Source organism: Paradevosia shaoguanensis, assembly GCF_016801025.1.
GTDB classification, from domain to species: Bacteria; Pseudomonadota; Alphaproteobacteria; order Rhizobiales; family Devosiaceae; genus Paradevosia; species Paradevosia shaoguanensis.
This window is the reverse complement of the sequence record NZ_CP068983.1, coordinates 1,617,374-1,642,492: the sequence shown is the minus strand read 5'-3', so window position 1 is coordinate 1,642,492 and position 25,119 is coordinate 1,617,374. Positions and strand designations below refer to the sequence as shown.

Sequence of the window (25,119 nt, the reverse complement as noted above, 5' to 3'; positions counted from 1 at the left end):
TAAACTACAGTTTATTCGTTCTCGACATAGGTCACGTAGAAACCCTTGACCATTCGATGCTCTTGCATTCGCTCCCCCAGTGAAAAGCCGTTCATTTTCCGGGGGGTCGGCTGAAAAATATCCAGCCCACGATCCAGAACCATCTTCCATCCGGTGTCTGTCGTGACGTCGCGGGCATGGAGCGTTCCGCTCCCATCAAACGCCCAGGTGAAATCAACGCCTGTTCCTGTGCAGGCCTCTGCGATCCCGTCCAGGCATTCCCGCTGCTCCTGAATGTTCCCATCGTCAGGGGCGGTGACGAGATGCACTGCGACCTGATCCTCGGGCTGTTTGCGCCGGATGAGCATCTCGATCAGTTCCATCACGTTGCGCGCCTGATGATACTTCCGGATATAGGGGTCAGTGATGATGATTCTGGTCGCACCGTCCGTCCACGGACCAAAGATCTTGTCGAAACTGATGCCCTTGCGGTTTTCCGTGAAAACGAGATGTCCAGGCTTCGGAGCAGACGCAGAGACAACGGCAACAGCAGGCGCTTCAGAAGTGGCCGACGCTGAGGACTGCTGCGCGGGAACCGGCGTGATCGCAGATTGCCCCCCGCTGTCATTCCCATCGCCAGTTGATCGACGGTGGTAGAACTGGGGAAACTCCTCTTCCTCCAGCGTGGTGACGGCGCGCTTTGCGCCATCAGAGGCAATGTAATGGAAATCTGCTGCCTCAAAGGTGCTGTCGATCCGCAGGAGCTGGTCCTTCACCCGCTTGCGGCATTCAATCGCAAACCGCAGCAGCTCTTCAACTTCAGCTTCTGTCTCGCCTCCATTCGGGAAGATCAGCTTCAGCAGGCCTGACATGGTCTTGTTGATCGCGGCGCGGTCCCGGATATGGGTCTGAACCGGAATGGTGAAATAGCGATCTGGCCGGTGCGAGAAGTCCTCCGCGCGCAGATGGCGCAGGATTTCGGCGAGATAGTCGACAATGAACCCATAGCCAGATGTGAACATCTCACCCCGGATGATGTCGACCTCCCATCCGGGCAGATAGGCATGCAATCGATCAATAAAGGCGCTGTCGTGGAACTGCGGCGGCAGAGCCTCGAACAGGTCCGTATTTTTCAGCATCCAAGGCACATTATGGTCCGTGTTGCCGACAAAAGCGAAGCTGGCCTCGGCGCCCATCGGATTTACACCACGAGAGAACTGCTTGTTCGCCATGTAGTTCTTCATGATATCAACAAGCGCCTTGTTGGCCGTCTTCTCGCGGCCGGCAAATTCGTCAAAGGCCACGACATCCCAAAACCCGACCAATCCGATCCGGCCATTGGAATTGTTCACGAAAAGCTTGGGAACCGTGATTTCACCGCCCGAGATCAGCTGACCATGTGGTGAAAACTCGGAATAGATATGAGATTTTCCCGTCCCCTTGGGACCAAGCTCGATGAGGTTGTAGTTGCGCTCAACAAATGGCACCAGGCGCAACAGCTGCAAAAGCTTTGACCGGCGCCCGAAGAGGGAAGGATCAAAGCCGATGCTCTGCATCAGCAGATCGATCCATTCCTCCGTAGTGAACTTGTCCCGCGTTTCGCGATAGCCGTCATAGTCGACGCGGGCGATCTGGATTGGTTTCAGCGTGTCGATGATCCAGGGGGAAATCCGGCTGTCTTCCGAGAATTCGTACTGCACATCGGCGATACACCAGATACCCGTTACCAGCAGTTTCGGGTGCGCCTTGACCGTAGCGCTGTCGATAGCAACTCGCTTGATTCCAAGATTTTCAAACACCGCCTCATAGGCATCGGTTTTTTCGTTCAGCGCCACACTGACCTGATCGATGACCTTGTACCGGCCACGCTCTTTGATCGTCGATTGGACCAGCCCCGCTTCAGAACGATGAACGTAATGTTTGCGAAGGATGTCTTTGACCGTCTCGATGCCTGTTGCGATCGAGGCCTCATCATCGGTCGCGCAATATTGGCCGAGCAGGTATTCGAGCACATAAGTGGGAACAATAGCGTTCCCCTTCACAGCCTTCACAAGATCCTTGCGGACCACGAAACCGGCAAAATGCTCGTTGATCTTGTCATCAAGGGTCGACATCGGCACCTCAGAAATCGAAATCTGTGCTGATCCCGCGTTTCAGCAGCAGCGGCTGCGACGCGTGATCTTCGAAATGGCTGGTCTTGCCGATGCGCGTTCGCAGCTTCAGGAAGACTGTCTGATTGTTATAGGCGTCTGCCGCCTTGGACAGCAGGAAGCCCCGCGATAGCTCACGCTCGCGCGGGTTCTCGGACGCGAAATCGAATTCCAGCTCGGCTTCGTCAGAGATGAGCCTTCCATCGTCCGCAAAGATGGCTGCATGCACCTGCCGGGGCTGCTGCTTCTCGGTAACTGGCTCCGCCTGATAGAAAGTGATCTGGATCTGGCCCGTGGTGATCTGGGCACGGGGTGGCGGAATGATCTGCACCGAAACCTGTCCGACATCCTCCTTGCGCTGCTTGCCGACACGCAGGACCGGCAGGACGATCTCCTGCAGGCTCGCCCCGCCATGGACAAAGCGACTGCCTGATCCTTTGACCCGCAGGCGGTTGATCGAGTTCGGGATCAGAATGTCCTGCTCACCTTCCAGCCCAAGCTGTGCAGCAGAGAACTTCTTCATGCCGCCACTGCTGTTAAGGCCCCGGCCGATCACGAAGCGCCGGTTTCGTGTAACGATCTCGCCTTCCGGCTCGCTCAGCGCGAAGCCGCTCTCTTCCAGTGCCTTGTGCTGCCACAGGAAGCCGTGATCGGCGGTGATCAGGATGTTCGAGAAATTGGCCGAGGTCAGCTTCCGCACCAGCTTCACCAGATCCTCGATGGCAGCCTCTGCCGCGGCGGGGACATTTTCCTCAGTGGCGAGCTTGTCGCCAATCGCATCGATCTGGTTGTGATACAGATAGAGGACATCATGATCCCGGAAGAGGTCTTTGCCCTCCGATGATCCCAGATTCATGAAATCCTTAGCCGCGAGAATCTTTACCCGGTCTCCAGCCCGGCCCGCAGCAAGCGCCTTTTCACGAGCGGCGGCCCCCATGGTGCTTTCACCGTCCAGCAGCACCAGATCATTGTCGTCGCGGATCGCCAGTTGTCGATGCGGCAACAGCGCCGCCATGCCAAGCTGGGTATAGCTCGGCAAAACCCCGATCATCGGCTTCAGTTCAGCATCGAACCGATTGAGCTTGCGGATCTCGCGCAGCGCCTCTTCGGCCACCTCATAGCGCAGCGCATCCGAGATGACGACGACGACTTTCTGATCCTTGCGCCGGTACTCAGCAGCCTGCGCCCGATAGAAATCCACTTGACGGGGAAAGCCCGGGACAGCCCAGTCCGTCAGGCGGGCCACCTGATCCTGCCAGGCATCGTTCAGCTTCAGCACGAAGTTCGTGGTGTAGCGGTTCTCAACCGCCTCATAGAGCGTGGACAGCAGCCCCGACTGTCCACTCTTCTGCATATGATAGATGAACTTGCGATAAAGCTGGTCCAGTCGGAACCAGCTTGCGGAGTATCGCTTCACACCATCGGACAGGCTGGTCATCGTCAGATCAGCCTCGGCCAGCGCCTGCTGAAACTCGGTCGCATAACCAATGGCCTGATAGACATCCGCGTAACGGCTATACCAATGGCTCTGGCGGCGATCGCGCACCCACTTCAGCACATCTGTCGCGGGCAGGCTCTGCCGGGCCAGCCCCTCAATGATGGCGACAACGATCCTCCGGTCCACTTCCTCGAAGTGATCATGCGGGATGAGGGTGCGAAAATCGCGGGAGGCCAGATCGTCCCTGATCTTCAGCACGTCCTGATAATCGCCCGACAGCTTCTCGAACGCCTCACCCCACCGGCGCGAGGCGCTCCAGCGGCGGAACATCAACGCGGCATCCGTGTTCAGGGGCGCAGCTTCTCCCATCGCCCGCGCCCAGGCGCTGGAAAACAGCGTGATGGCGAAATCCTGAAAATCCGGCGCATCCGCCGCATAGCCATAACGCGCGGCCACTTCTTTCCAGAAGAAGTCTGCCAGCCCGACCCGATCCACCAGCTTCAGCGCGTCATCACGGCCTTCAGCCAGCTCGGCCAGCAACGCCTCGATCACCGTATCAAGATCACCATCCGCACCAGCGCAGACCGCCAGCATCTTGCGGCGGACATCGTTGGCGCTTTGCGAGGGCCGCTCGCGCTCGATCGCGCGCAGCGCTTCCAGCCGCTTGCCTGAGCGGTAGAATTCAGCGTGATCGCGCACGGCGGCTTCATACTTCGCCGGAATGCCGAGATCAGCCACCCAGATCGCCGCCTGATCGGTGCGGAACACGGCGCTGGCCAGTTGCACATCCAGCAGCCAGTTCTCAGGCATCGGCGGCTCGGGGCCGTCCTTGTAGAGCAGGAATCGCGCTATCGGCTCTTGCCGCAGCATGCGGTATTTCAGGCCGAATTCGTTGTTGGCGATCTCCAGTTTGTTGACGCCGGGCAGGTCCACCGCATCGAACGCTGCGCGCAGATCGCGGGCGGCGTCATACCAGAAGACGATGCGATGGCCCTGATCCTCATAGAGCCGCATCAGGCCGGCGGTGATGCGGTCAGTCATCCGCAGCCTCCAGCCCCTTGATCGGCTTCAGCGCACCGGCGAACAGCGGATAGTTGCGCTTCACCCCGTCATCCAGATCGATGGCGATTTTCTGCTGTGCCATCGGGTAGACGACTTCGCGTTCCCACTCGGTCAGCTCGGCGATCTGCTTGATGACCGTGGCTATTTCCTTTTGCGCCTTTGTTTGCTGGGCGGGCGTAGCGGCAGGATCGTCGGCCAGCTTTTCCAGCCGGGCGCGCTCCACCTCCAGCTTGTGAATGAATTCGCGCACATACTGGTTCAGCACGACCGAGACCGTGTCGGGCCGGTAGCGGTGCATATAGATCAGCGCATTGAAGCTGCCCTTGGGGCTGGAGAACATCCAGTAGACCGGGCGCTTTTTATAGCGGCGCACATGATAGTCGAAGAAATCCTTCGTGAACCAGCGGCGCAGATCCTTGCCGAGGGCCTTCTCGATGAAGGCGAGGTTTTCGCGGAACTTCGCCTCGCCAAAGGTGACGCGCAGGAAATCACGGGCGCGGGTGACGATGTCATCGGCGAACCAGTCGGCATCAAGCACCGGGATGACATTGTCGCGGTCGGGAGCGAAGCTGGGCTCGGGCACGCCTTGTTTTTGCAGGGCGGCCAGATACTCCTCGATCCCTTCCCCCTGATTGGCGAGGATCAGGCCGGGTGCATCGAGGCTGTAGCGCCCGAACATGCAGCCTACGGCATAATGGAGGAATTCGGCCACCGTATCCTCGCGCAGTCGCGCCTCGCGGTCTTCTTCCGACCCCTTCACGCCATAGCGATAGGCCGGGTTACAGGTGAGAGTGATTTCCTCGATCGGCACTTCGGGCGTGAGTTCGCCGGCAAGGCCATAGGCGTCGATGAATATGCGGTTGTTCTCTTCCTCCAGCCGCTGCATCTCGTCCGTCCTACCCTGCCAATGAGCGCGGAGGTTGGCATAGGTATTCGCCAGCGTTTCGTCCCGGTGATCGGGCAAGAGCAGCGGGAGCGTGATGAAATCCCAAGAGGTTTCGAAAGCATCCCAGTCTGCGCGAGACAATGCGATTAGATCGCCCGCAACCAAAGGCTGCGACAGGCACTTTTTCAAGAAAAGTGCTTTTCCAATGTCGCCGGGCTGGAAGTTTAATGTAGGCGACAGAAATGCAAGATAACGCTTCATGACCGCGCTGTTAAGAAACGCTCCCACTGGCATCAGATGATCTGATGAGAATAGTGTGCAGCCTCCATTGTCGAACATTGCGCCCTCTGGCGTCCAGCGAGCTGAAAAGCCGCCCGATGACACAGTTGTCCAAGTGAAGCCCTCACGGAAGAAGTATTCTTTATTTCGGATAGTTGGCTTCTTCGACTTCCAGTCCAAGCGAGATTTGATCGCTGCTCCATCATACTGCCAGTTTACCACGAACTCCCGGTTGCCATACCAACGCCGAAAATCCCCCCCCTTATTGTACGGGAACCATCTGACATCCAAGGAATTAGCGAGCTCGGAGAATGAGATTGCCGACGTTTCGTACCAAGATCTCAAAAATAGATTGTTGTCGCCCGTATCGATCCCTTTGCGAGGTTCCGCGACGCTTGAGACCAATTCCCCGCTGGCATATTTGTTGCGCTCATCTAAGTTCACCCAATATGCGATTGGGTTACCAGGGATCTTCGTAAATTCTGAAGCTAGGACGCTCGATCGTCGCTCGTTTTCGACTGGAAAAGTTCGCGGCACTCCATCCGCGTCCGTTTCATAGTACCTCACACAGACGTATTCGCCTGCAAGATCCGGTCGTGTGTTTTTTTCGAGTACGAAGGCTGCGGTCCCAAAGTTAATGCCCATGCTCGTGCCGCCTTTCCCAAGGTACGGCATATGAACCATCGAATGGATAGCGGCATAGCTTAGTATCTTCGAGCGTATTGCCTCATATGAGAAAAGAAACATCCAGCTTTCCATGGTCACCATGGATGAGAAACCAGACTGACAAATGAGCGCCAATCCTCTTTCAATGAAAGCTGCGAAAAGATCCGTTTTCCCATCAGGGTAGTTATCTTTCAGCCAGTTGGCTGTGGTTGCAGTCATTCCTTTCACGCCCATATACGGCGGGTTGGCCACCACCACGTGATACTTCGGCGACAGCGCCTCGGCCATGCGCAGCACGGCGACGACGCGCTCCTGCACCTCTTTCAGCAGCAGGTCGCCGCCGAAATCCCGCGCCTCGACTACCCTCAACGTCTCGTCCGGATCGCGCAGCTTCGGCACGATCAGCGAGCCGAAGTTCTTCGCCTGCTCGAACTGCCCCAGCGTCTCGCGCAGTTCATCGGTGAACAGATCCTTGCCCACCACGGCGGCCACGTCCTGCATCTCGGCAGATGTGAAGCGCACATCCTGCAACACGACGATGTCGGGCTTCGCCTCCATCCGTAGGAAGCGCCGCCGACCCAGTTTTGCTGCCGCCTTCATCGACAGCGCGAAGGCTGCCAGCGCGCCGGCACGGTCGTCAATCTCGATGCCGGTCAGGTTGTGCTTCAGGATCAGGCCGGGGATCTCGGCCGCGTCATGGCCTTCCTCGGCATAGATTTCATAGAGCAGGTCAAAGGCGTAGGTCAGCATATGGCCCGAGCCGCAGGCCGGATCGCAGATGCGGATATCCTCGGGCCGGCTGATGCGCAGAAAATCCGTCTCCGGCTCTTCCGGCGCGATGTAATAGTCCATCTTCGCCACCAGCTTCGATTGCGGACGGTTCAGCAGCCACAGCCGCCCCAGCGAATTCTCCACCAGATAGCGAACGATCCAGTGCGGGGTGAACAGCTGCGTCGCAGCGGGGATATTTTCCGCCGTGATCTTCTGGTTCTTCTTCAGGCCAGCAAAGACCTGATCCTTCTTTTCGCTGATATAGAATTGGTAAAGCCAGCCGATGATCTCGACATCCTGGCAGGCATCTTCCGTCATCACCTCGCGCAAGCGGGCGAGGATGCTGTCCGGCGACAGAAGATCGTCGGGTATCAGCAGCTCGGTATAATCCTCGGCCCGGTCGAGCATATCGGCGCGCTCAAACATATAGGGCATGGCGCCATGCCATTCGTTGCAGGCATGGATCAGCAGCAGGCGATAGGCCTCCGCCTGACCGTCATGGGCTGGGCGCGTGCCGTTCAGATATTCGGCGATTTCTGGCCGTGCGCGATCTGGCAGGTTTCCTGCCATCGCCTCGGCAAGAATCTCGGGCCGGGTGGCGCCGTCGGCGGGCGAGACCACACGCGGGTTGGTCAACCCCGTCACATCCACGAAGCGCAGTGCGGTGAAGCGGTTGAACCAGGTATAGGCCGCATGCTCGATCACCTGGGCGCGGTTACTGTTGGCAGCCGCTTCCAGCTTTGCAATTGCCTTGGGATGTTCGCGGCGGGCCGGCGCGCCCTCGGCCAGCACCATGTCCAAGCGGGCTGTGACCTGATCGATCAGCAGGTTGCGCGCGCTTTGCGCAAATTTCTTCAGGGCGTTGGTATCCATCAGACAATCACTTTCTTGCCCGCGCCGATCTCGGCCAGCAGGGTCTTTTTCATCTCATCGAGGTAGTGGGTCACATCGTCCTCATCTTCGAGATAGGTTTTCGCGAAGGGGACGGTGATCGACTGCGCCTTGATATATTGGGGTTTCACCGGTGCTGGCGGCACATATGGCGCTGGCTGAGGTTCGGCCACGCCGCCAGCGGGCTGAGGCTGCGGTGCCGGTGTTTGCGCTGGTGCTGGCGTCAGCTCCGCAATGCGGGTCAGCGTGTCAGCCAGAAGATTGGAGCGCACCTCGGTCGCCAGATTGCGCAACGCCGGGATCAGGCTCTGTGCGGCAAGGTCTGATTTCCGCGCAGTAAGCCCTTCGCGGATGCGCGCCTGCTGCTCGGGCGGCAGTGCGCCAAACTCCGAAGTCTGGGCGACTTTTCCGGCAACCTCATCAATCGCTATGATGACAGCGTTGCGCTCAGCCAGAACGGTTTGCTCGATACGCTCCTTCAGGGCGTAAAAATCCGCTTTCAGTTCCTGAATTGCGGTGCCCTTGTAGCACTGCGGATCCTCAAGAACCTGACGCAGTTTGTCGGCGGCAGCACCTTCGGAATAGCCAAGGTTCTGATCCTGCTTGGTCAGGAAAGAGCGCACTTCATCGTAGATGGCTTTTTGCGGCCCGCGCATGAAGCTGCGGACTTTGTCGAAGACATCCTCTTTTGCATCAAGAAGCTGGTCTTCCTGCCCGATCGGGCCGGTGATGAACCAGGTCGCCGACTGGTCGCGCATCCCATCCAGCATGGTGCGCAGGGGATCGAGGGCGGCGGCAAAGGGATAGGCTGCAATGGCGCGACTCTCCTGCTCGACATCGCCGAGCAGCTTGCGCAGTTGCGTCTGCCACTCCGCACCCAGACTGCGCGCGTCATTGCCAGAGGCTGGAAGATCGAACAGTTCCTGAAACAGTTCGCGGGATTTGCGGATCTGGGCAGCAGTGAACTCGATCTGCGGGGAAAGCAGAATATTGCCAAGGGCATGACTGTTGCGCAGCCCCTGCACCAGCGCATCCCCTTCCAGCAAAGCACTGTCGGCCCGAGCCTCAAGCTTGCCGCGCGCGACAAGGCTCGCGGTCAGGCAGAGAACCGCGATGGCGGGCCAGCCATAAGGTTTTGCTCCGAACTTCTCGACCAAAGCTTTGACCGAGACCCGCGTCCCAAGGCGCATCTGAGCCTGAGCATGATTCAGCACGTCCTGCTCGGCTTCGGTCAGACCGCTGCCTTCGCCGCCGAAAAGCCCGCCATCGACGCGTCCGGCTCGCCCAAGATCTGCTTCGGTGTAAGTGGCGCCGCGCAGGACAGGCAGGCTGGTATAGACCTTGTCCACCAAGACCTGGAAACCTTTGACCAGCCGATCCTGTGGATCTTCGCCGCCGATCTCCAGCTCGGCACCGCGCACGAAGAGTCGAGCATCCGCGATCAGGCCGCGCAGCCGCTGCACCAGTTCCTTTTCGCGGCGCGTATTCTGGTCACGCTTTTCCGCAATGATACGATCACGACCGGGTTGGGCGTCGCCGCTGGTGACCTGACGCGCAAATTTTACGGTCTGGAGCCAGAGGACGAGATCGCGCGTAAAACGCACATCACGCCCGAGTAGGACAATCATCTCATCGCTTGCCATGCTGTTCGAACGAACCACATCCGGTGCGTCGGAATCGTCGCTGAACGGCGAGATGATATTGACGGAAAGCTCATGTTCCCGGTTCAGGCTGTGGCCGTCAAGCTTGCGGGTGAAAGCGTAATCGACGCCCGTGCCGGCATGCTTGATCTTGCCGTGACGGAGGATCGCGCCGAACGCCAGTTCATCGAGCTGCCGTTCTATCTCGGCGGGATCGACGGCGATTGCCTTGATCTCGGCCTCGACGTCCTTTTCCTCATTGGTGAGGAATTCATAGACCTCACCGTTGCGCTGGATCAGCGTCTGACGCTCCAGAAGCGACAAAGCCTCCTCGATATTGCGGCGCTGCTCGGTCTGGTCCGCCTCGAACCGGGACAACAGGAGGATCGATATGTTGCGGGCAGTCGGTTTGAATTCCTTGACGTATTTGACAAGGAACAACACCTTCAGCACCCGCACGGCAAAATCATCGCCAAGGTTCTTTTCAGCCAGTTGGATTGACTGCTGAACCGATGATTTCAGGGCGGTGCGAATCCCCTCAAACATCAGGTCAAAGGTCGCCAGCCCCCCAACCGGCGTGTCGGCCAGCTTTTTGGCCACCTCCTGAAACACCCCCAGCATAGAGCGTTCGCCGACCGAGCTGTGCTTGCCCTCAAACGCGTTATGCTGCGAGAGGCCCATGATCGCGCGCTGGAACAGGTCATACTGGTAGTTCGGGAACGGGTAGCTCGCGACGAACTGGTCTTTTCCGGAGAAGTTCCTGAACTTGAAGGAATTATCTCCAAAATCGAACAGAGTGCGCAGGTTGTTTTCCTCAGCATCATAAAGATTGCCAAGGGTGATCTGACCAGCCTCGGTCTTGGCCAGCAGACGGCGCTGGATGACTTCGGCCACATCCTGAGAGTTCAGCGGCATCCGGTTGGCAAAGCGCGCCTGGATTTTCGAGAAGTCATTTTCTTGCTGCGCCGTCAGATCCCCGATGACCGAACCCATGTCCTGCTGGGCGGTGACGACAATCCAGGCCTGCCCCTTGCACTTCGTGTTCAGGCTTTCGGCAATGGTTTGCAGGTTCGTCATGAGCTTGACGTTGTCGGCGATATACTGCCCCACCTCATCGACGAAGAAATTCAGCCGGAACTTCGGCCCCTGCGCATCGATCCACGACTTCACCATATTGGCGAAATCTTCGATCGAGACCTTGGTATCCTTGCGATACTGGCCAAGAATATCCTTGACCTCATCGCCCGTGACCTCCGCGAAGGCGGCGGCAATGTGCCTGCCTTCCATCAGAGCCTGTTCGCGCCCGCGCTCCCAAGGCTTTCCGGAAGACTGCGCAAAGGCCGCCTTGAAGGCATCGAGCTTGCCTCGACTGTCCAGATCACGCTCGAACTGCGCGATATGTGGGAGCTTGCCATAGTAGCCGCACATCTCGTCAAAGACCTTCTGGAAGACGGCGAGAAGCGCATCGACATCCGCCTTCGAGATCACATCCGCCTTCTGGTCTATATTGAACAAGACCGACCGGGATGGAATCGACACTGCCTTGCGCAAAGCTCCCGCCAGCATCGGGTTGCCCGCAAGCTTCCGCTCAAAGATTTCGACGGCGCGCTGCCCCTCGACCTCGTCGTTCTCCAGCAGAAGGGCGAGCATCTTCAGCAGGTGAGATTTACCTGATCCGAAGAAGCCAGAAATCCACACGCCGTTCGCGGTATCATAATTGTTGTAGGCGTCGAGGAATTGCTCCAGCCGGGCGCCGATCTCATTGGTGATGACATATTCATCGAGCTCGGTCAGGAGGCTGGCCTTGTCGTCAGCCTTGATCACCCCATCGATCGAACGGTCGACCGGCTTGGCAAAGATATCACGCAGAAAAGTAGCCATCGGTCAGACCTCGTAATTCATGATATTGAACGCGCGGTAATATTTGTCGTCGTGTAGCAAGCCGAACAATTCCAGCGACGCTCCTGTCGCCAGCGCGTGCGTGTATTTTCCCGGAAAGAACATGACCGTCGGGCGGTCTTTTGCGGTGCTTTGCAGATTGTTGAGCACGTTGTGCGACCGCAGGTAGGGGTAAACCTCGCCTACGCCCGACAGGAAGATCACGTCGTGCGGGACTTCTTCAATGCGCCGCGCAATCTCTGGAATGAGGTGCGCCTGCGGGTCCAGTACGCCCTGCAACAGCTCCTTGAGCTCCGCCTTTTCCGTTTCGGCTTCAACCTCAAGGATCTGCTCGAAGATTCCGCGGTCTTCGAGGATCCTGAGCGAAAGGTCGTAGAGATCGATATCGAGGACGCGCACACCAGCGTGGCTCAGCCGGGTGATCAGATCTTCGCGATCCTCGCCCAGGCTCAGTCCGTCTTCGGCATCAAAAGCGCAGATAAAAAAGGGAACCTCGTTTCCCAGCCCTTGCTTTTGCAAGAACCGATCACTGGAAATTACCCTGAACAGGTGCTCGGCGCGGGCGCGCCGATCAGTTTTCGTGCCCACAATTACCCCCCATTTCCGGGAAAGACCCGCAAGTCCGCCGGATTACTCTCCTCAATCAGCCGCTTCATGCGCCCCGACAACCAGATCGGCTGAATTCTGCCCTCGACACTTCTCAAGCCAGCTTCACGCAATATCCGAAACAGGACCTGACGCAATTTCGCGCAGGTTGAAGCTGAAAGCTCAGCAAGGCCAGGATCACTCTCGGCTTTCTCCGCCAGAAAGCGGTCAAAAACCTCATGACCCAAGTCAAGCCGCCATGATTGGTAGCGTTCGCTGATCACCTCGACTGCGAATTCGTATACAAAGCGATAGGTCCGGCAAATCGCCAACCACACCATCGCCTGCTGCTCAGCGCGGTCAGCACCATCCGACAGATATTGGCGCTCGGTATCAGAGAGATGACCTATCCGGTCATACACTTCACGAAGCGCGCGGGTTTGCGAGGCAAGCTTGGGCAAAGAAGACGCGCCTTGGGTCAGCAAGCGCTCACGAGCAGACGCCCAGCTCTCGCCGGGTTGATAGCCTTGTGCAGTCGCGAGGCTCTCATTGAGCATCAGCCCGCCCACACTGAAGGACATCCGGTATTTCGGTACGGCAGAGATCATCGGGGCACGGCCCCGCTTGCTACGTCGGCCTCATCGAACTCATGCTGCGCACGATCAAGAGCGGCGGCAACCTCGCGTTCGTTCGCCGCAACGATATGCTGGGTCCGGGGATCACGCGTCCGCGCTCCCTCAAGAAGTCCCAACCGCTTGAGCACATAAAACAGCATGGCGTAGCGAACTGTCAGCACAGCGCGCCCATCCACCATGTTGTAGTCCTTCGCGACCACCGCCTGCTGACCGGTCGACAGTTCGGGATGCGGCACAATGATGATGTCGAATGATTCTTGCCACAGCCTGTCCTGAGCCGCACCGGCACCCGGCTCACCGAACGCGCCGTATCCAAGGACGCGCGAAAGCAGGAAATCCTTAAACCGAGCCGTTTCATGGCACCAGCCCCGCACATGCCAGCGCAGACCATCAAAGCCAAAGGCATGGGGGGTGATCCGCCGCCATGCCGGATCGGGGCGATCACGATTCATGGATTGGTAGTGAAGCTCGAGCGACCTTTCATCCCGCACTGCCGCCAGAACTGCACGCAGAACTTCGGTATCGATCTTGCGGCGCAAAGTAAGTGCTATATCCATGTCAGGCGGGGTGGAAAGCCAGTTCGAGCCTGGCTCGGCGAAACCTTCCGCCATCGATCGGAGCCGCATGAGATAGGCATCTGGATCCGGATCAAGGAACACCGGTCGAAATTCCGGCCCGGCAACGTAGCGGCGCGCGCTTTTATCATAGACCGCGTTCAGCGGCGCGCGCTCTTGATAAAGGGTCAAATCCTTTGAGGCCTGCGGAACCGAAACGCCAAACGTATCGATCAGGTCAGAGCGATTGACGCCCCCCTCCCAGAACAGGCGGAATTCGATGAACTCCAGCCGCCTCTCGACACCCCATTTCAACATTGTTCGTCCGGCCGCTCTCACGAGGATATAAAATATATGGACAACCTTGCAATGCCCGTATACTTTCTATTCTGACATGCATCCAGCTGTCAAGTCTGAGGGAGGCCTGATGCGAATTCTGCACACTGCTGACTGGCACATCGGTCAAACGCTGAATGGCTGGTCGCGCGAGTATGAGCATCAGGTCTTTTGTGACGCTCTGCGCGATGTGATTGTTACAGAGGGCATCGACGCCCTCCTGATTGCCGGCGACGTGTTCGATGGCATCAATCCGTCAGGTGATTCGCAGCGTTTGCTTTATGCCGCGATCGCCGGGTTTTTGCGTGCAAATCCCCGGCTGCAAATCGTGATAACGGCAGGCAACCATGATCCGGCGCAGCGGCTTGAGGCGCCCGAGGCCGTCCTGAACGAGCTTGGCGTACATGTGCTCGGCACGTTGCGGCGCGATGCTGCGGATGTAGATTTACAACGCCATCTGATTCCCTTGTGTGACAAGACTGGAACGGTCCGCGCGCACGTGCTGGCTGTGCCCTTCCTGCGGCAGGCTGACCTGCCGGGGCTGCAACTCGGGGCGACGGGTGGAGCCGAGTCCGCGGTTACCGCCGCGGTTCGCGCATTACATCTGGCGATGTCAGATGGCGCGGAGACGCAAGCCGGCGGACTACCAATCATTGCCATGGGGCATCTTACCTGTTCGGGGGGCCTCGAATCCGAAGGGGCGGAACGCCGCATTCTCATCGGCGGCGAGCATGCGGTACCGCCTGACATCTTCCCGCCAGCCCTGTCGTATGTTGCTCTTGGCCATTTGCATCGGCCGCAATCGCTTGACGGCGGTAGGGTGCGTTATTCCGGTTCCCCCTTCCCAATGTCCGCCGCAGAAATCGGCTATGATCATGGTGTTACGCTGCTCGATCTCGACGATGGGTTCACGCCCCGACACATCCCTCTACCTCGGCCCGTCCCAATGCACCGCCTGCCAGCCACAGGCGTTGCGCCGCTAGCAGAAGTTGCCTCAGCCTTGAATGCTTTAGACCTGCAATCCGAGACGCCTCGCGACGCACAGCCGTTCCTCTATCTGTCCCTCATTGCAGACAAGCCGGTAACTCAGATTGCAGCCGAGGCCGAGGCTCTGATTGAGGCACTGCCGGTACGGCTTGCTGGTCTGACGATTGCGCGGCCTGAGGCCGAAGGCACGCCCGAAACACCGCCGCCGAACCTGGCCGACACCTCGCCGGAGGATTTATTCTTGATGGCGTTCACCCAATCGCACGGCGTCAACCCAGACACAGCACATCTTGCCGCCTTCCGTGATGCCCTGTCCGAAATCTGAAGCTGAGTTCTGATCCCATGCGCATCCTCTCCATTTCGGGCCAGAACATCGCAAGTCTTGCCCAGCCGTTCGCTATCGATTTCACCGCAGCACCATTGGCGGGCGCAGGCCTCTTCGTCATCACCGGCGAGACAGGGGCCGGCAAATCCTCGATCCTCGACGCTATGTGCCTGGCGCTTTATGGCGATGCCCCGCGTCTGGCAGGTTCTGCGGGCGACGAAGTCCCCGATCCGTCCGGCAAGGCGATCAAGGCGCGCGATTCCCGCGCCATCTTGCGTCGGGGCGCCGCCCAAGGTTGGGCCGAGGTTCGTTTCACTGCTCGCGACGGACAGGATTATGTTGCACGCTGGCAGGCGCGCCGCGCCCGCGATAAGGTCGACGGGCAGTTGCAGAACGTCTCACGCTCGCTGGCCCGGGTCTCTGACGGGCAGGTATTGGCCAGCCAGATCACAATCGTCAGCGACCAAATTACCGCGCTGACCGGCTTTTCCTACGACGAGTTCCGCCGCACTGTCTTGCTCGCTCAAGGCGACTTCGATGCCTTTCTTCGCGCCGACACCAATGATCGTGCGGGCCTGTTGGAGAAAGTGACGGGAACTGGGCTCTACCGAGCGGTATCATCGCGCATCTATGAACGCACCGAGGCCGCCCGTCAGGCGCATGGGGCGCTGGTCCAGCGACGCGAGGGCCATCAGATATTGACGGATGAAGACCGTGCGGCACTGGAAGCCGAACGGCTTGTCATAACCGAAGCCAATCAGGCAGCAGGTGCTAAGGCCAAGACCCTCAAGGATGCATTGGCACGCCATACCCGGTATGCTGAAACGTCCCGGCAGGTCGGGCTCGCCGAGACCGCGCTCGAACAAGCCGTGACCAGCCAGGCTGATGCCGGTGTCGAGCGCGCGCAACTCGCCCGCATCGACCAAGCAACCCCGCTGCGCGCTCAATGGCAAACCCTGCGCGATGCCAGGGGCCGGGTAACAAATGCCGCAAGCTCCGTAGTGGCAACCACCGAATTTTCCAACGACACTGCCGCGAAAGCCAATGCGCTTCAGGAAGAGACCCGGCAGGTGGAGGCGGAACACACAGCCCGCGAGAATGAGTTTAAGATATTTGGCCCGCTCTGGGATCAGGCCGCCGCGCTCGACAGCCGTATCACTTCCGCCACGACTGAGCTGGAAACCTCCCGCTCGCAAGCTGAAGCGTTGGAACAAGAAGCCGAGCAGGCCCGAATTGCATTTCAGGCCTTGCAACAAGATGTTTCCAAAGCCCGCGAAACTCTGCAGGCGACTGAAGCGGAACTCGCCGAACGTTCCTCTGATTTTGCATTGGCCGATAACTGGTTGCAAATCCGCCAGCATATTCTGGCGCATGACGAAGCGCAGTCCGCCATGACGCGGGCAAGGAACGACAGCGACACCCATCGGGCTGAGATCGAGCGATTGACCGTCGCACTGGCCGAACTCGCCACTCGGACCGAGGAGGATTCGGCAGAAGAAGTCAGGCTGACCAACGAATCCGGCAGGCTGACACAGAGCCTCAGCACCCTCGAGGCTGCTCATCCGCTGGAAAGAGGAAGTGAACTTCAGACGCTTGCCACTGCCCTCGCAGATATGCGCCGCGCCGAGCAGGAGCACGGTTCTGCCCGATCGGATTTTGCGGCGGCAGAAAAAGCCACCGAAACTGCAAAAGAGGCCTTGACCACTGCCAAAGCCAAAGCGGGCGCTGCTGCCGAGGCCATGACAACCGCGAGCGCGCAGGTCACGGCCCTAATCGCTCCTACCGAACGCGCTGACATGGCGGCGTCGGATACCGCGCGAGAACTGCGCTTGCGGCTGGAGCCGGGAGAACCATGCCCGGTTTGCGGATCCCCCGAACATCCAACGCATGCCGATAGCGCACTGGCCGATCTGGCCGCAGGGCTACGCGCCGATTTGGCCGCGGCACGCGCAGCCGTCGAGAATGCGCGCAATGAACAGGCTGCGGCGCTGCGCGCTCAGGATCGTGCACAGGGAGAGTTGGAACACGCCGGAAAGAATGCGCAGATAGCCGAAGCGAAGATCTCCTCCGCTCTGGCTTATTGGCAGGATGCATACAACCGGGCCTTGGCCGTACCTAATTGTCCCGCACTGCCCAAAGAACCCGGCGAAGATTGCTTGAACCTCCTCGCCTTGCTGGAAGCGACCGAAATTGCCCGGCAAGCCGAAGCCACAGCTCAAGTGGAACTTTCCGGACTGCGGAGCACACTGGCCAGTATGACCAGCCAGCGCGAAGGTCTGCGCAAGGTCATTGCCGGTCATACCTCCGCACGCGAAACTTGGAACAGCGAGCTTGCCAATGCCACCAGCCTTCAAATGCTGGACCTGCGTGCAGCCGAAACCGCTGAAGCGGAGAATCTTCGTCATGCAACGGCGCTTTCTCCGCTTCTGGAGCAGCTGGGAGAAAACCTGGCCATTCCCGGTCTGTCAGGTCGGCTGGAAAGCCGGGTTTCGGAAATCACCAGGCTACGCAAGATTCGTGATAGCAACTCGGCCACACTTGTCGCGTTGGCGCCCCAGATTGCAAAGGCGGAAAGCCGGTCTGAAAACGCCGCAAAACAGTTTGGCGGTGCGAATGAAGCTGTTACGGTTCGCTTGAATACGCTGCAGACTCTACAGGCCGAACGTGCACCTCTTTTGGGAGGCGAAGTCACTGCCACGCACCGTACCCGTCACAACGAAGCACGCAAAGGTGCCGCCGCCGCACTGGATGCGGCACGCAATGCTCTGGCGGAAGCTACGACTGCCTGGGCCGCTGCTCGCGCCAAGGCCGAGGCCGCTGCTACTGAAATGGCGGGCGCAAATCAGGCGCAGGAAATCGCACAATCCGCGCTTACCGAGGCATTGGCCAGCACAGATCTGGTTCAGGATGATCTGAACACCCTGTTCGCTCTCCCAGCAACAGAGGTCGCCGCCCTGCATCAACGGCTTCGTGCGCTCGACGATTCAGTCACATCAGCTCGCGCCGCTTTAGACTCCCGGCGCAAAGATCACGCCGAAGCTGAAGCCGCTGGCCTGCCCGAAGATCCACCCGAGGCCCTGACAGACGCACTTTCGGTGCTGGATTCAGCCAACCAGACGCGCGCAGAAAGGATCGGCGCAATCGACGGGGAACTCCAACGCGATATTGCAGCGCGGACCGCGCTTGCCGGGCTGGAGGTGGAAATTGCGCAAGCTCGCTCCGAACTGGATATCTGGGAGGCTGTAAACCACGCAGCGGGTTCTCGCAGTGGGGACAAATTCGCCAGGGTCGCGCAATCCATCACGCTGGACGTGTTGGTCGATCACGCCAACCACCATCTGGCAGATCTCAATCCGCGTTATCGTCTGCGCCGCGCGACAGATCTCGCGCTGCAGGTTGAAGATTGTGACATGGGCGGCGAGGCTCGTGCCACACGCAGCCTTTCGGGCGGTGAGCGTTTCCTGGTGTCGCTCGCGCTGGCGCTCGCCCTTTCTCGAATGGGCGGCAAGGGCGGTCTCGCGGCAACACTATTCATCGACGAGGGGTTCGGGTCGCTCGATGCCGGCAGTCTGGACTTGGCTATTGACGCGCTGGAAAGTCTGCAATCCCAAGGCCGTCAAGTCGGGGTCATTAGCCATGTCGAGGCAATGAAAGAGCGCATCCCTACCCGTATCGCCGTGCACAAACAGGGCGGCGGCAAAAGCGCCGTCGCAGTCGGTCAAGATTGACGTGAGCAAGGGCATGTCATCTTCGGCGCCAACACGCTCGATGCCGATAGAAGCCTAATGCTTCGGTGTAACCATACAGGCCGTCAAATTCTACTTTCTCCCGGCCGGTCCCGCCATCGACCGGGCCAAGCTCAACAACCGCCGAGATGCCGGATTGTCGTTCTGGGCGGACCAAACCATGCTGAACGGCAGCACCTCATCCGCGAGTTCCCGGTAGGTAATCCCGGGAAACTGGGCGACGGTCGTCGCTTCGCTCGTCAGAGTAAGGCCGCGACCGAGAGCGACCAGCGATAGGATGTTGTCGCGGCCGACCTGCTGAGACTGAATATCGAGGTGGCAGCCGAGACCGGCAAGGTGAGCGACCAAATAGTCGTGGATCTCCTCACCCGGCGCAACGTCGCTCACGATGAACCGCTCGGAAGTCAAATCGACCCATCCAAGTTCGGGCTTGCCCGCCAAAGGGTGATCATCGGGCAGCACCACGAAAACCTTCTCGCACCATAAATGCTCCGCCTCACAGCCATCCCATGCCGCGGTTCCCGTGATGAATGCGACGTCCAGACAAAGTTTCCGGACAGCCGCGACGTGCTCGGGCGGATTGCCATCAATAAGGTCGACCTGCACGTTCGGGTGGCGCGTACCGAAGGCACGCAACAGATCGAACAGAAATCCTGACGCAAGGGACGAGAATATCCCTACCGTGATCAGCCCTTGCTCCGCCCGGCCAACCGCTGCCACCTTGGTCACCCCAATGTCGATCTGACGAAGAGCATGGCGGGCGTTGCGCAGGAATTCCCGCCCGGCGACGGTCAACCGCACCCCGCCAGCATACCGCATAAAAAGCGACGCCCCGAGTTCATCTTCGAGATCACGGATTCGTCGGCTGATGGAGGATTCCTGCACCGAAAGCGCGGCAGCAGCCTTGCGAAAACTCCCATAATCGACGGCGGCAACAAAATATCGCAACTGGTTCAGTCGGACCGCAGATGTGCCGGGTTTCCCCTCGACGACCTTTGTGAGGCTATCATCAGGCGAGGTCTGATTGTTCCCGATCAAAGCCATGGTGCATCATCCGAAACAGCGTTCGGCTTCTGACGGGCACCCCGCCATCATCAACGCGAAAATCGATCTGTGTGCGTTCATCAGCTCTCCGCACCCCAAACTAAACGACGTTCAGTTACCGAATGCTGCTTCTTGACTTCCGTCCCGTCAACGAAAAAAGTAAATGCCGTTTAGTTTTCACGACAAGTTGCAACAGGCATCGGAATGGCCCGTCCTCGGAAAGAGCAAGAACTTGATATTGCTCGTCGTGCGATCGACGAAACGATCCGGCTGCTGTCAGAACGTGGCGACCTCGACGTCCCGCTGACTGCGGTCGCGCATGCCATCGGATGCACAGCGCCAGCGCTTTACGGCCATTTCCGCAACAAGAGCGCCTTGCTGCGCGCCGTTCGGGACGAAGGTTTCAACCAGCTTTACAGAGAAAAGCTGGCCGTCTTCCAACAGATGCGTGGCAATCCATTCGGCTATTTGCGTGACGGCAGCTATGCCTATGTCCGCTTTGCGTTGGAAAACCCCACGCTGTACCGGCTGATGTTCACACCGCCGCCACGGCTCGGAGTCAGCGATGATCCATGGTCGGGCGAAGCTGGAAGACAGATACTAAATCTATTGCTGACGGGACTTCGCTGCTCTCAGGACCAAGGCTTTTTGCCCGGCATGGATCTGAGCCGTTACAGCTTTATGTTCTGGTCAACGGTACATGGTGCGGTAAGCCTCACCCTTCAGAACCGGGAAATGGATCAGCCCGCCAAATGGGACGCGACACGAGAGGCCGTCGATACGTTGATGGAAATCATCGCCGCGACGCGCAATGGCACGCGCGGCGCCTCATGAGCGAGATCTTCGGGCGCTGGCAAAGCCCCGATCTGTCGCAATGAACCGCTCCAGCATCGGCACAATCAGCCTGACAGGATCGGCAGCGGGCTGGCCGGTTTCGCGAGCCAGCACTTCGGCATAGGCGGCAAGATCGCGGTGCAGCGGCCCCGGCAGTTCCACCGTCACCTTCACGGGCTTGTCTTCGATGAGGGGGCCGAGTTTCAGCTTCGTCATGGTCAGTTCCTGTAAGGTTCGAGTACGAGATCGCGGGTAACGATGACCCTGACCGGGTAGCCCGGCCGGATCGTCAGGGTCGGCGCGACCTGCAACTGGCGCTGGACGATCTGTTGCCCGGCCTGATTGATGGTATCCTGCGCTCCGTCGCGGATGGCGCGGATCAGACGATCCTCGTCGTCGGTCGCCAGTTCCGTGCCGATGCCGAGCAACGTGGACAACCCCGCCGCCTTCATCAGATCCCACCAGTGGTAGTCAACGCCATCTTCCAGCCCGGCATAACCGGAAGCGTCCGCACCGGGCTGGCGCTCCAGCACGATGGAGCGGCCGTTGGGCAGAATCAGGCGGTTCCAGACCAGCAGCACGCGGCGCTGACCGAACTGCACACCGGCGTCATACTGACCGATGATGCGCGTTCCCTGCGGGATCAGGAGCAGGCTGCCGGTCGGACTGTCATAGACATTTTCCGTCACCTGCGCGGTGATCTGGCCGGGAAGGTCCGAGCGGATGCCGGTAATCATCGCCGCCGGGATTACGGCCCCTGCCTGAAGGATGTAGGGCGAGGCTGGCGCCATGATCCGATCCATGGCAACGGTCTGCCGTTCCACCGGCCCATTCAGAAATGCCGTGTGACGGTCCTGTGTTGCGGGCTGGCCACCAAGGTCAAGGCCAGCAAGGCCCGGCATATTGGAGCCAGGCGTCGTCGCCACTCTTGGCCCGGACTGGAAGAACACTGTACTGAGACGCGCAGCTTCTTTTTCGGCAAGCCGGCGCTCTTCGGCAGGATCGCGGGCAGGCGTCGCCATGGCGGGCGGCGTGACCGGCTGCCCCCGGTTCTGGGCATCCAGGATCGGGCCACCGAGATCGCCCGGCAATGCCGGCCCCAGGACCGGCCCGGTATAATCCTTCGGCAGACCCGCCAGTCCATCTGCCGTGGCGCGATTCTCGGTCGAATAGAGTTCTTCACCGTTTCCGCTCATGTCGCGCGTCTGGAGCGCATAGATCAGCGCCCCGCCGATGCCGAGGAGCGCAACAGCCCCGGCACCGGCCAGCATCTTGCGCGACAGGCGCGTGACGCGCGGCGGCTCGGCACGCAGACGCATCGGCGTTGGGTTGGTGGTAGCCTCTTCACTCATGACGGTTGCTCCCCGGTTTTGGCGGGCTGGGCAGCTTGCCTTTGCTCGATGCGAACGATCCTGACCGTCTGCTGCTGCTTGCTGCTACCAAGACGCAGCTCAGCCGCTCCGAACAGCCGATCAACGATCAAGATGTTCTGGTGAACGCGGGAATTGACGATCTGGGTCTCGCCCTCGGAACCGATGACGAAAATCGGTGGCATCTCTCCCTGCACGATGCCGCGCGGGAAAACGACATAGACACGGCGGCCATCATCGAAGACGGAAATCGGCCGCCATGGCGGCGTATCTCCGGTCAGGCCGTAACGATAGTTGCGTGCCGCCTCGATCGGTATGATGGGTGCTGCGGGAACGGTCTGGCGCTGACCGGCAGGCAGCGCAGGATATGACCAGGACACGGACGGCATATAGAGCGCCTCGCGGGCGCGCAACTCGATCATGTAGGTGCGCCGATCGGTCGTCACCACGAGATTGGTTGAGATGTCGGATCGGGATGGTTTGACGAGAATATGGACCCGGCGCGACGTACCGCTCCCGCTCTCGGTATCGCCAATGATCCAGCGAGCGGTGTCTCCCGCCGCGATCGGTCCCGCGCCGGTCAGGCTTTCGCCCGGCTCCAGCGCGATATTGGTGATCTGCCCAGGTGCAGCATAGACCTGATAGAGCGCGCCTTCCGACCAGGGATAGATCTGAATGGCGTTATAGTAAGCCTCGCGGCGCGGCTCGACGCGGGCGGCGGCATTGGCGTTCTCGACGCGGCCTGCCGGTGTTCCGGCAGCAGTTCCGCCGCGTGCGACCGTCCAGGCCGGCGGCGTGTGAAGCGGCCGAGGCCGGTCATCGGTGACAGCGGTCGGCACGACGGGCAACGCTGGCACATCGGCATCATAGCTGAACTGCGGCGTCTTGTTGGTGGCGCAGCCTGCCAGCATGGTGGCCGAAAGCAACAAAGCCGCAAAGGCGGGTTTACGGAAAACCGACAAGGCGGAATTGCGGGAAAACGCGATGGTCATTGGCTCATCTCCCGCGACCATGAAATTGCATTGACGTAGATGCCGAGCGGATTGGCGCGCAGACGCTCGGCATCGCGCGGCGTCTGGATCACGATGGTCAGGATCGCGGTCCAGCGCTCGGTCGTGGAAAGCTGCCCGTTCTCATAGTGACGCTCGGTCCAGGCGACTCGGAAGCTGTCGTTCGAGGCGCGTATGACGCTGGAAACCTCGACTGCGATCTGCTGGCGGCCGACACGGGTGAACGGATCATTGGCGCGGGCGTAATCGTTGAGCGCGGCCGCCCCCCTATCCGTGGTGAATTCATAGGCGCGCAGCCAGTTCTGGCGCACGATGATGGCATCCGCCGGGATCGAGCGCGTCTGCTCGATGAAACGGCCGAGGTGGAAGGCGATCTGCGGATCGGTCGGCCGGTAGTCGGCCGTCGCAGCGGCGACGCTCTGCGCCTGGCCGAGATTATCGACCTGCACCACCCAGGGCACCACGGTCCCTCGCGCCGATTGCAGGACAAGTGCGGCAGCGAAGCCTGCCGAGAGGATCAGCGAGCCGAAGGCCATATAGCGCCAGTTCTTGGCCTGCACGCGAGCCGAGCCGATGCGCTCGTCCCAGACTTGCGCGGCTTTCTGGTAAGGCGTCTCGGGTTCGGGCGATTTGCCGTAATGGGTCGCTGGACGTCTGAAGATGTTCATGAGCGGTCACTTTCGGAGATGTTGACGGAAGAGCCGCCGCCGTGGCTGTCACCGGAGCGGACGGCATGGGCGGCCATGGTCGTGCCGTGATTGAGCGCCTGGCGGCGGTGCATCTGCTGCGCCCATGCAGGCGGGCTGCCCGTCGGTGCGGAGGCGGGTGCGGCAGCGCCGGCCACCCTCGCACCGCCAATGGTTCCCTGCGAGGACGACCCACCAGTGACGCCGAGCCCGGCGCGCGCGCCATCGGAGAAGCTGGACTTGACGCTTTCCGCTGCTTTCGAGGTCGCCCGTTTCAGGGGCGATGCGGCGGCGGAGCCTGCCGCGCGGGCAACACCGCCGAGGCCGGAGGCAACACCGGCAGCGCCTGACTGGCCGAGCGATCCGACACTATAGGCGGCGCTCGCCGCACCTGCGGCAGCAGCACCGCCACGGACCGCCGCAGCTCCACCCGACAGCGCCGCTGCCCCTCCCTTCGCGGCCATGCCTGCGGCAGCACCGCCGGCAAGCATCATGCCGCCAGCGGCAAGGCCGGTTCCAACTGCTGCACCTGCGCCAAGCTGCGGGCCGCCAGAAACCAGACCGGAAGCGATGCCGGGACCGAAGATGCCGAGGCCGAGAAGGGAAAGTGCGGCCAGCACGATCGCCATTGCGTCGTCGATGGTCGGCGTCACGCCGCCGAAACCGACCGTAAACTGCGAGAACAATGTCGAGCCGATGCCGATGATGACGGCGAGTACCAGCACCTTGATGCCGGAGGAAACGACATTGCCGAGCACGCGCTCAGCCATGAAGGCGGTCTTGCCGAAGAGGCCGAAGGGAATGAGGACAAAGCCCGCCAGCGTGGTCAGCTTGAACTCGATCAGCGTGACGAAGAGCTGCACGGCGAGAATGAAGAAGGCGAGCAGTACCAGCGCCCAGGCGAACATCAGGCAGGCGATCTGGATGAAGTTCTCGAAGAACGACCAATAGCCCATCATGTCCGAGATGGATTCGAGCAGCGGGCGACCGGCATCGAGGCCGGTCTGCGCCACCTTGCCGGGCCGCAGCAGATCGGCGGCGGAAAAGCTGGTGCCCGAACCTTTCAGGCCAAGACCTGCGAAACTGTCGAAGATTATCTGGGCGAGATTGTTCCAGTTGCCGATCAGGTATGCGAAGACACCGACGAAGAGCGTCTTCTTGACCAGCCGGGCGATGATGTCGTCATCCGCACCCCAGGACCAGAACAGTGCCGCGAGCGTCACGTCGATGACGATCAGGGTGGTGGCGATGAAGGCGACCTCGCCACCGAGCAGGCCGAAGCCGCTATCGATGTAACTGGTGAAAACACCCAGAAAGTTGTCGATGACGCCGGTGCCGCCCATGGT

The 25,119-nt window shown here is 60.0% G+C and carries 16 protein-coding genes; 3 read left to right on the top strand and 13 right to left on the bottom strand.

What is annotated here, in order from left to right; translation table 11 throughout:
* Positions 1-11: 11 nt before the first annotated feature.
* From brxL to JNE37_RS07665, 7 genes are read right to left on the bottom strand one after another with little or no spacing between them, the layout of a single operon-like run.
* Positions 12-2,093, bottom strand: coding sequence for a BREX system Lon protease-like protein BrxL (gene brxL, locus JNE37_RS07695; protein WP_203065855.1), 2,082 nt, complete (start codon positions 2,091-2,093; stop codon positions 12-14).
* A gap of 7 nt (positions 2,094-2,100) precedes the next feature.
* Positions 2,101-4,608: a BREX-1 system phosphatase PglZ type A gene (gene pglZ, locus JNE37_RS07690; protein ID WP_203065854.1), complete on the bottom strand. Its 2,508-nt coding sequence runs from the start codon at positions 4,606-4,608 to the stop codon at positions 2,101-2,103.
* Positions 4,601-8,104 carry a BREX-1 system adenine-specific DNA-methyltransferase PglX gene (pglX, locus tag JNE37_RS07685; RefSeq protein ID WP_203065853.1) on the bottom strand — a complete coding sequence of 1,168 codons (3,504 nt, stop codon included), beginning with the start codon at positions 8,102-8,104 and terminating at the stop codon, positions 4,601-4,603. The genes pglZ and pglX overlap by 8 nt, the downstream gene beginning before the upstream one ends.
* A complete protein-coding gene (gene brxC, locus JNE37_RS07680; RefSeq protein ID WP_203065852.1) occupies positions 8,104-11,643 on the bottom strand; it encodes a BREX system P-loop protein BrxC in 3,540 nt (1,179 codons plus the stop codon). Before brxC ends, pglX begins: the two co-directional genes overlap by 1 nt.
* Before the next feature lie 3 nt (positions 11,644-11,646).
* Positions 11,647-12,249 (bottom strand): DUF1788 domain-containing protein, encoded by a 603-nt coding sequence (locus JNE37_RS07675; protein ID WP_149766715.1) that lies wholly within the window; start codon positions 12,247-12,249, stop codon positions 11,647-11,649.
* Positions 12,250-12,251: 2 nt separating this feature from the next.
* Positions 12,252-12,854 (bottom strand): DUF1819 family protein, encoded by a 603-nt coding sequence (locus JNE37_RS07670; RefSeq protein WP_203065851.1) that lies wholly within the window; start codon positions 12,852-12,854, stop codon positions 12,252-12,254.
* Positions 12,851-13,753: a BrxR family helix-turn-helix transcriptional regulator gene (locus tag JNE37_RS07665; protein WP_203065850.1), complete on the bottom strand. Its 903-nt coding sequence runs from the start codon at positions 13,751-13,753 to the stop codon at positions 12,851-12,853. The genes JNE37_RS07670 and JNE37_RS07665 overlap by 4 nt, the downstream gene beginning before the upstream one ends.
* A 109-nt stretch (positions 13,754-13,862) precedes the next feature.
* On the opposite strand from JNE37_RS07665, the gene JNE37_RS07660 reads away from it, so the two are divergent.
* Positions 13,863-15,083 carry an exonuclease SbcCD subunit D gene (locus JNE37_RS07660; protein WP_203065849.1) on the top strand — a complete coding sequence of 407 codons (1,221 nt, stop codon included), beginning with the start codon at positions 13,863-13,865 and terminating at the stop codon, positions 15,081-15,083.
* A gap of 17 nt (positions 15,084-15,100) precedes the next feature.
* Entirely contained in the window at positions 15,101-18,811 is a 3,711-nt protein-coding gene (locus JNE37_RS07655) for an AAA family ATPase (RefSeq protein WP_203065848.1), read from the top strand.
* A gap of 90 nt (positions 18,812-18,901) precedes the next feature.
* Here JNE37_RS07655 and JNE37_RS07650 read toward each other — a convergent pair whose 3' ends face one another.
* Positions 18,902-19,873: a LysR family transcriptional regulator gene (locus JNE37_RS07650; RefSeq protein ID WP_203065847.1), complete on the bottom strand. Its 972-nt coding sequence runs from the start codon at positions 19,871-19,873 to the stop codon at positions 18,902-18,904.
* A gap of 204 nt (positions 19,874-20,077) precedes the next feature.
* Between JNE37_RS07650 and JNE37_RS07645 the strand changes: the two genes are divergently transcribed.
* Positions 20,078-20,707: a TetR/AcrR family transcriptional regulator gene (locus JNE37_RS07645; protein ID WP_203065846.1), complete on the top strand. Its 630-nt coding sequence runs from the start codon at positions 20,078-20,080 to the stop codon at positions 20,705-20,707.
* Here JNE37_RS07645 and JNE37_RS07640 read toward each other — a convergent pair.
* The 5 genes from JNE37_RS07640 to trbL are packed head-to-tail and all read right to left on the bottom strand — an operon-like array spanning position 20,702 to position 25,116.
* Positions 20,702-20,923, bottom strand: coding sequence for a DUF2274 domain-containing protein (locus tag JNE37_RS07640; RefSeq protein ID WP_038148826.1), 222 nt, complete (start codon positions 20,921-20,923; stop codon positions 20,702-20,704). The two genes, JNE37_RS07645 and JNE37_RS07640, sit on opposite strands and share 6 nt — an antisense overlap.
* A 2-nt stretch (positions 20,924-20,925) precedes the next feature.
* Entirely contained in the window at positions 20,926-22,026 is a 1,101-nt protein-coding gene (locus JNE37_RS07635; protein ID WP_425511503.1) for a TraB/TrbI/VirB10 family type IV secretion system protein, read from the bottom strand.
* Between the two features lie 29 nt (positions 22,027-22,055).
* Positions 22,056-23,069, bottom strand: a complete 1,014-nt coding sequence (gene trbG / locus JNE37_RS07630; RefSeq protein WP_203065844.1) for a P-type conjugative transfer protein TrbG — start codon at positions 23,067-23,069, stop codon at positions 22,056-22,058.
* Positions 23,066-23,755 carry a conjugal transfer protein TrbF gene (gene trbF / locus JNE37_RS07625; protein ID WP_203065843.1) on the bottom strand — a complete coding sequence of 230 codons (690 nt, stop codon included), beginning with the start codon at positions 23,753-23,755 and terminating at the stop codon, positions 23,066-23,068. Before trbF ends, trbG begins: the two co-directional genes overlap by 4 nt.
* On the bottom strand, positions 23,752-25,116 hold the full coding sequence (gene trbL, locus JNE37_RS07620; protein WP_203065842.1) for a P-type conjugative transfer protein TrbL: 1,365 nt from the start codon (positions 25,114-25,116) through the stop codon (positions 23,752-23,754). The genes trbF and trbL overlap by 4 nt, the downstream gene beginning before the upstream one ends.
* Positions 25,117-25,119: the final 3 nt, after the last annotated feature.

What these genes read in the sequence shown, in the direction of transcription:
- trbF (WP_203065843.1), bottom strand. Translation starts at nt 23,755, where the DNA reads ATGAACATCTTCAGACGTCCAGCGACCCATTACGGCAAATCGCCCGAA.
- JNE37_RS07660 (WP_203065849.1), top strand. Translation starts at nt 13,863, where the DNA reads ATGCGAATTCTGCACACTGCTGACTGGCACATCGGTCAAACGCTGAAT.
- JNE37_RS07665 (WP_203065850.1), bottom strand. Translation starts at nt 13,753, where the DNA reads ATGTTGAAATGGGGTGTCGAGAGGCGGCTGGAGTTCATCGAATTCCGC.
- pglZ (WP_203065854.1), bottom strand. Translation starts at nt 4,608, where the DNA reads ATGACTGACCGCATCACCGCCGGCCTGATGCGGCTCTATGAGGATCAG.
- JNE37_RS07670 (WP_203065851.1), bottom strand. Translation starts at nt 12,854, where the DNA reads ATGATCTCTGCCGTACCGAAATACCGGATGTCCTTCAGTGTGGGCGGG.
- brxC (WP_203065852.1), bottom strand. Translation starts at nt 11,643, where the DNA reads ATGGCTACTTTTCTGCGTGATATCTTTGCCAAGCCGGTCGACCGTTCG.
- JNE37_RS07650 (WP_203065847.1), bottom strand. Translation starts at nt 19,873, where the DNA reads ATGGCTTTGATCGGGAACAATCAGACCTCGCCTGATGATAGCCTCACA.
- JNE37_RS07640 (WP_038148826.1), bottom strand. Translation starts at nt 20,923, where the DNA reads ATGACGAAGCTGAAACTCGGCCCCCTCATCGAAGACAAGCCCGTGAAG.
- pglX (WP_203065853.1), bottom strand. Translation starts at nt 8,104, where the DNA reads ATGGATACCAACGCCCTGAAGAAATTTGCGCAAAGCGCGCGCAACCTG.
- trbG (WP_203065844.1), bottom strand. Translation starts at nt 23,069, where the DNA reads ATGACCATCGCGTTTTCCCGCAATTCCGCCTTGTCGGTTTTCCGTAAA.
- JNE37_RS07635 (WP_425511503.1), bottom strand. Translation starts at nt 22,026, where the DNA reads ATGCGTCTGCGTGCCGAGCCGCCGCGCGTCACGCGCCTGTCGCGCAAG.
- brxL (WP_203065855.1), bottom strand. Translation starts at nt 2,093, where the DNA reads ATGTCGACCCTTGATGACAAGATCAACGAGCATTTTGCCGGTTTCGTG.
- JNE37_RS07645 (WP_203065846.1), top strand. Translation starts at nt 20,078, where the DNA reads ATGGCCCGTCCTCGGAAAGAGCAAGAACTTGATATTGCTCGTCGTGCG.
- JNE37_RS07655 (WP_203065848.1), top strand. Translation starts at nt 15,101, where the DNA reads ATGCGCATCCTCTCCATTTCGGGCCAGAACATCGCAAGTCTTGCCCAG.
- trbL (WP_203065842.1), bottom strand. Translation starts at nt 25,116, where the DNA reads ATGGGCGGCACCGGCGTCATCGACAACTTTCTGGGTGTTTTCACCAGT.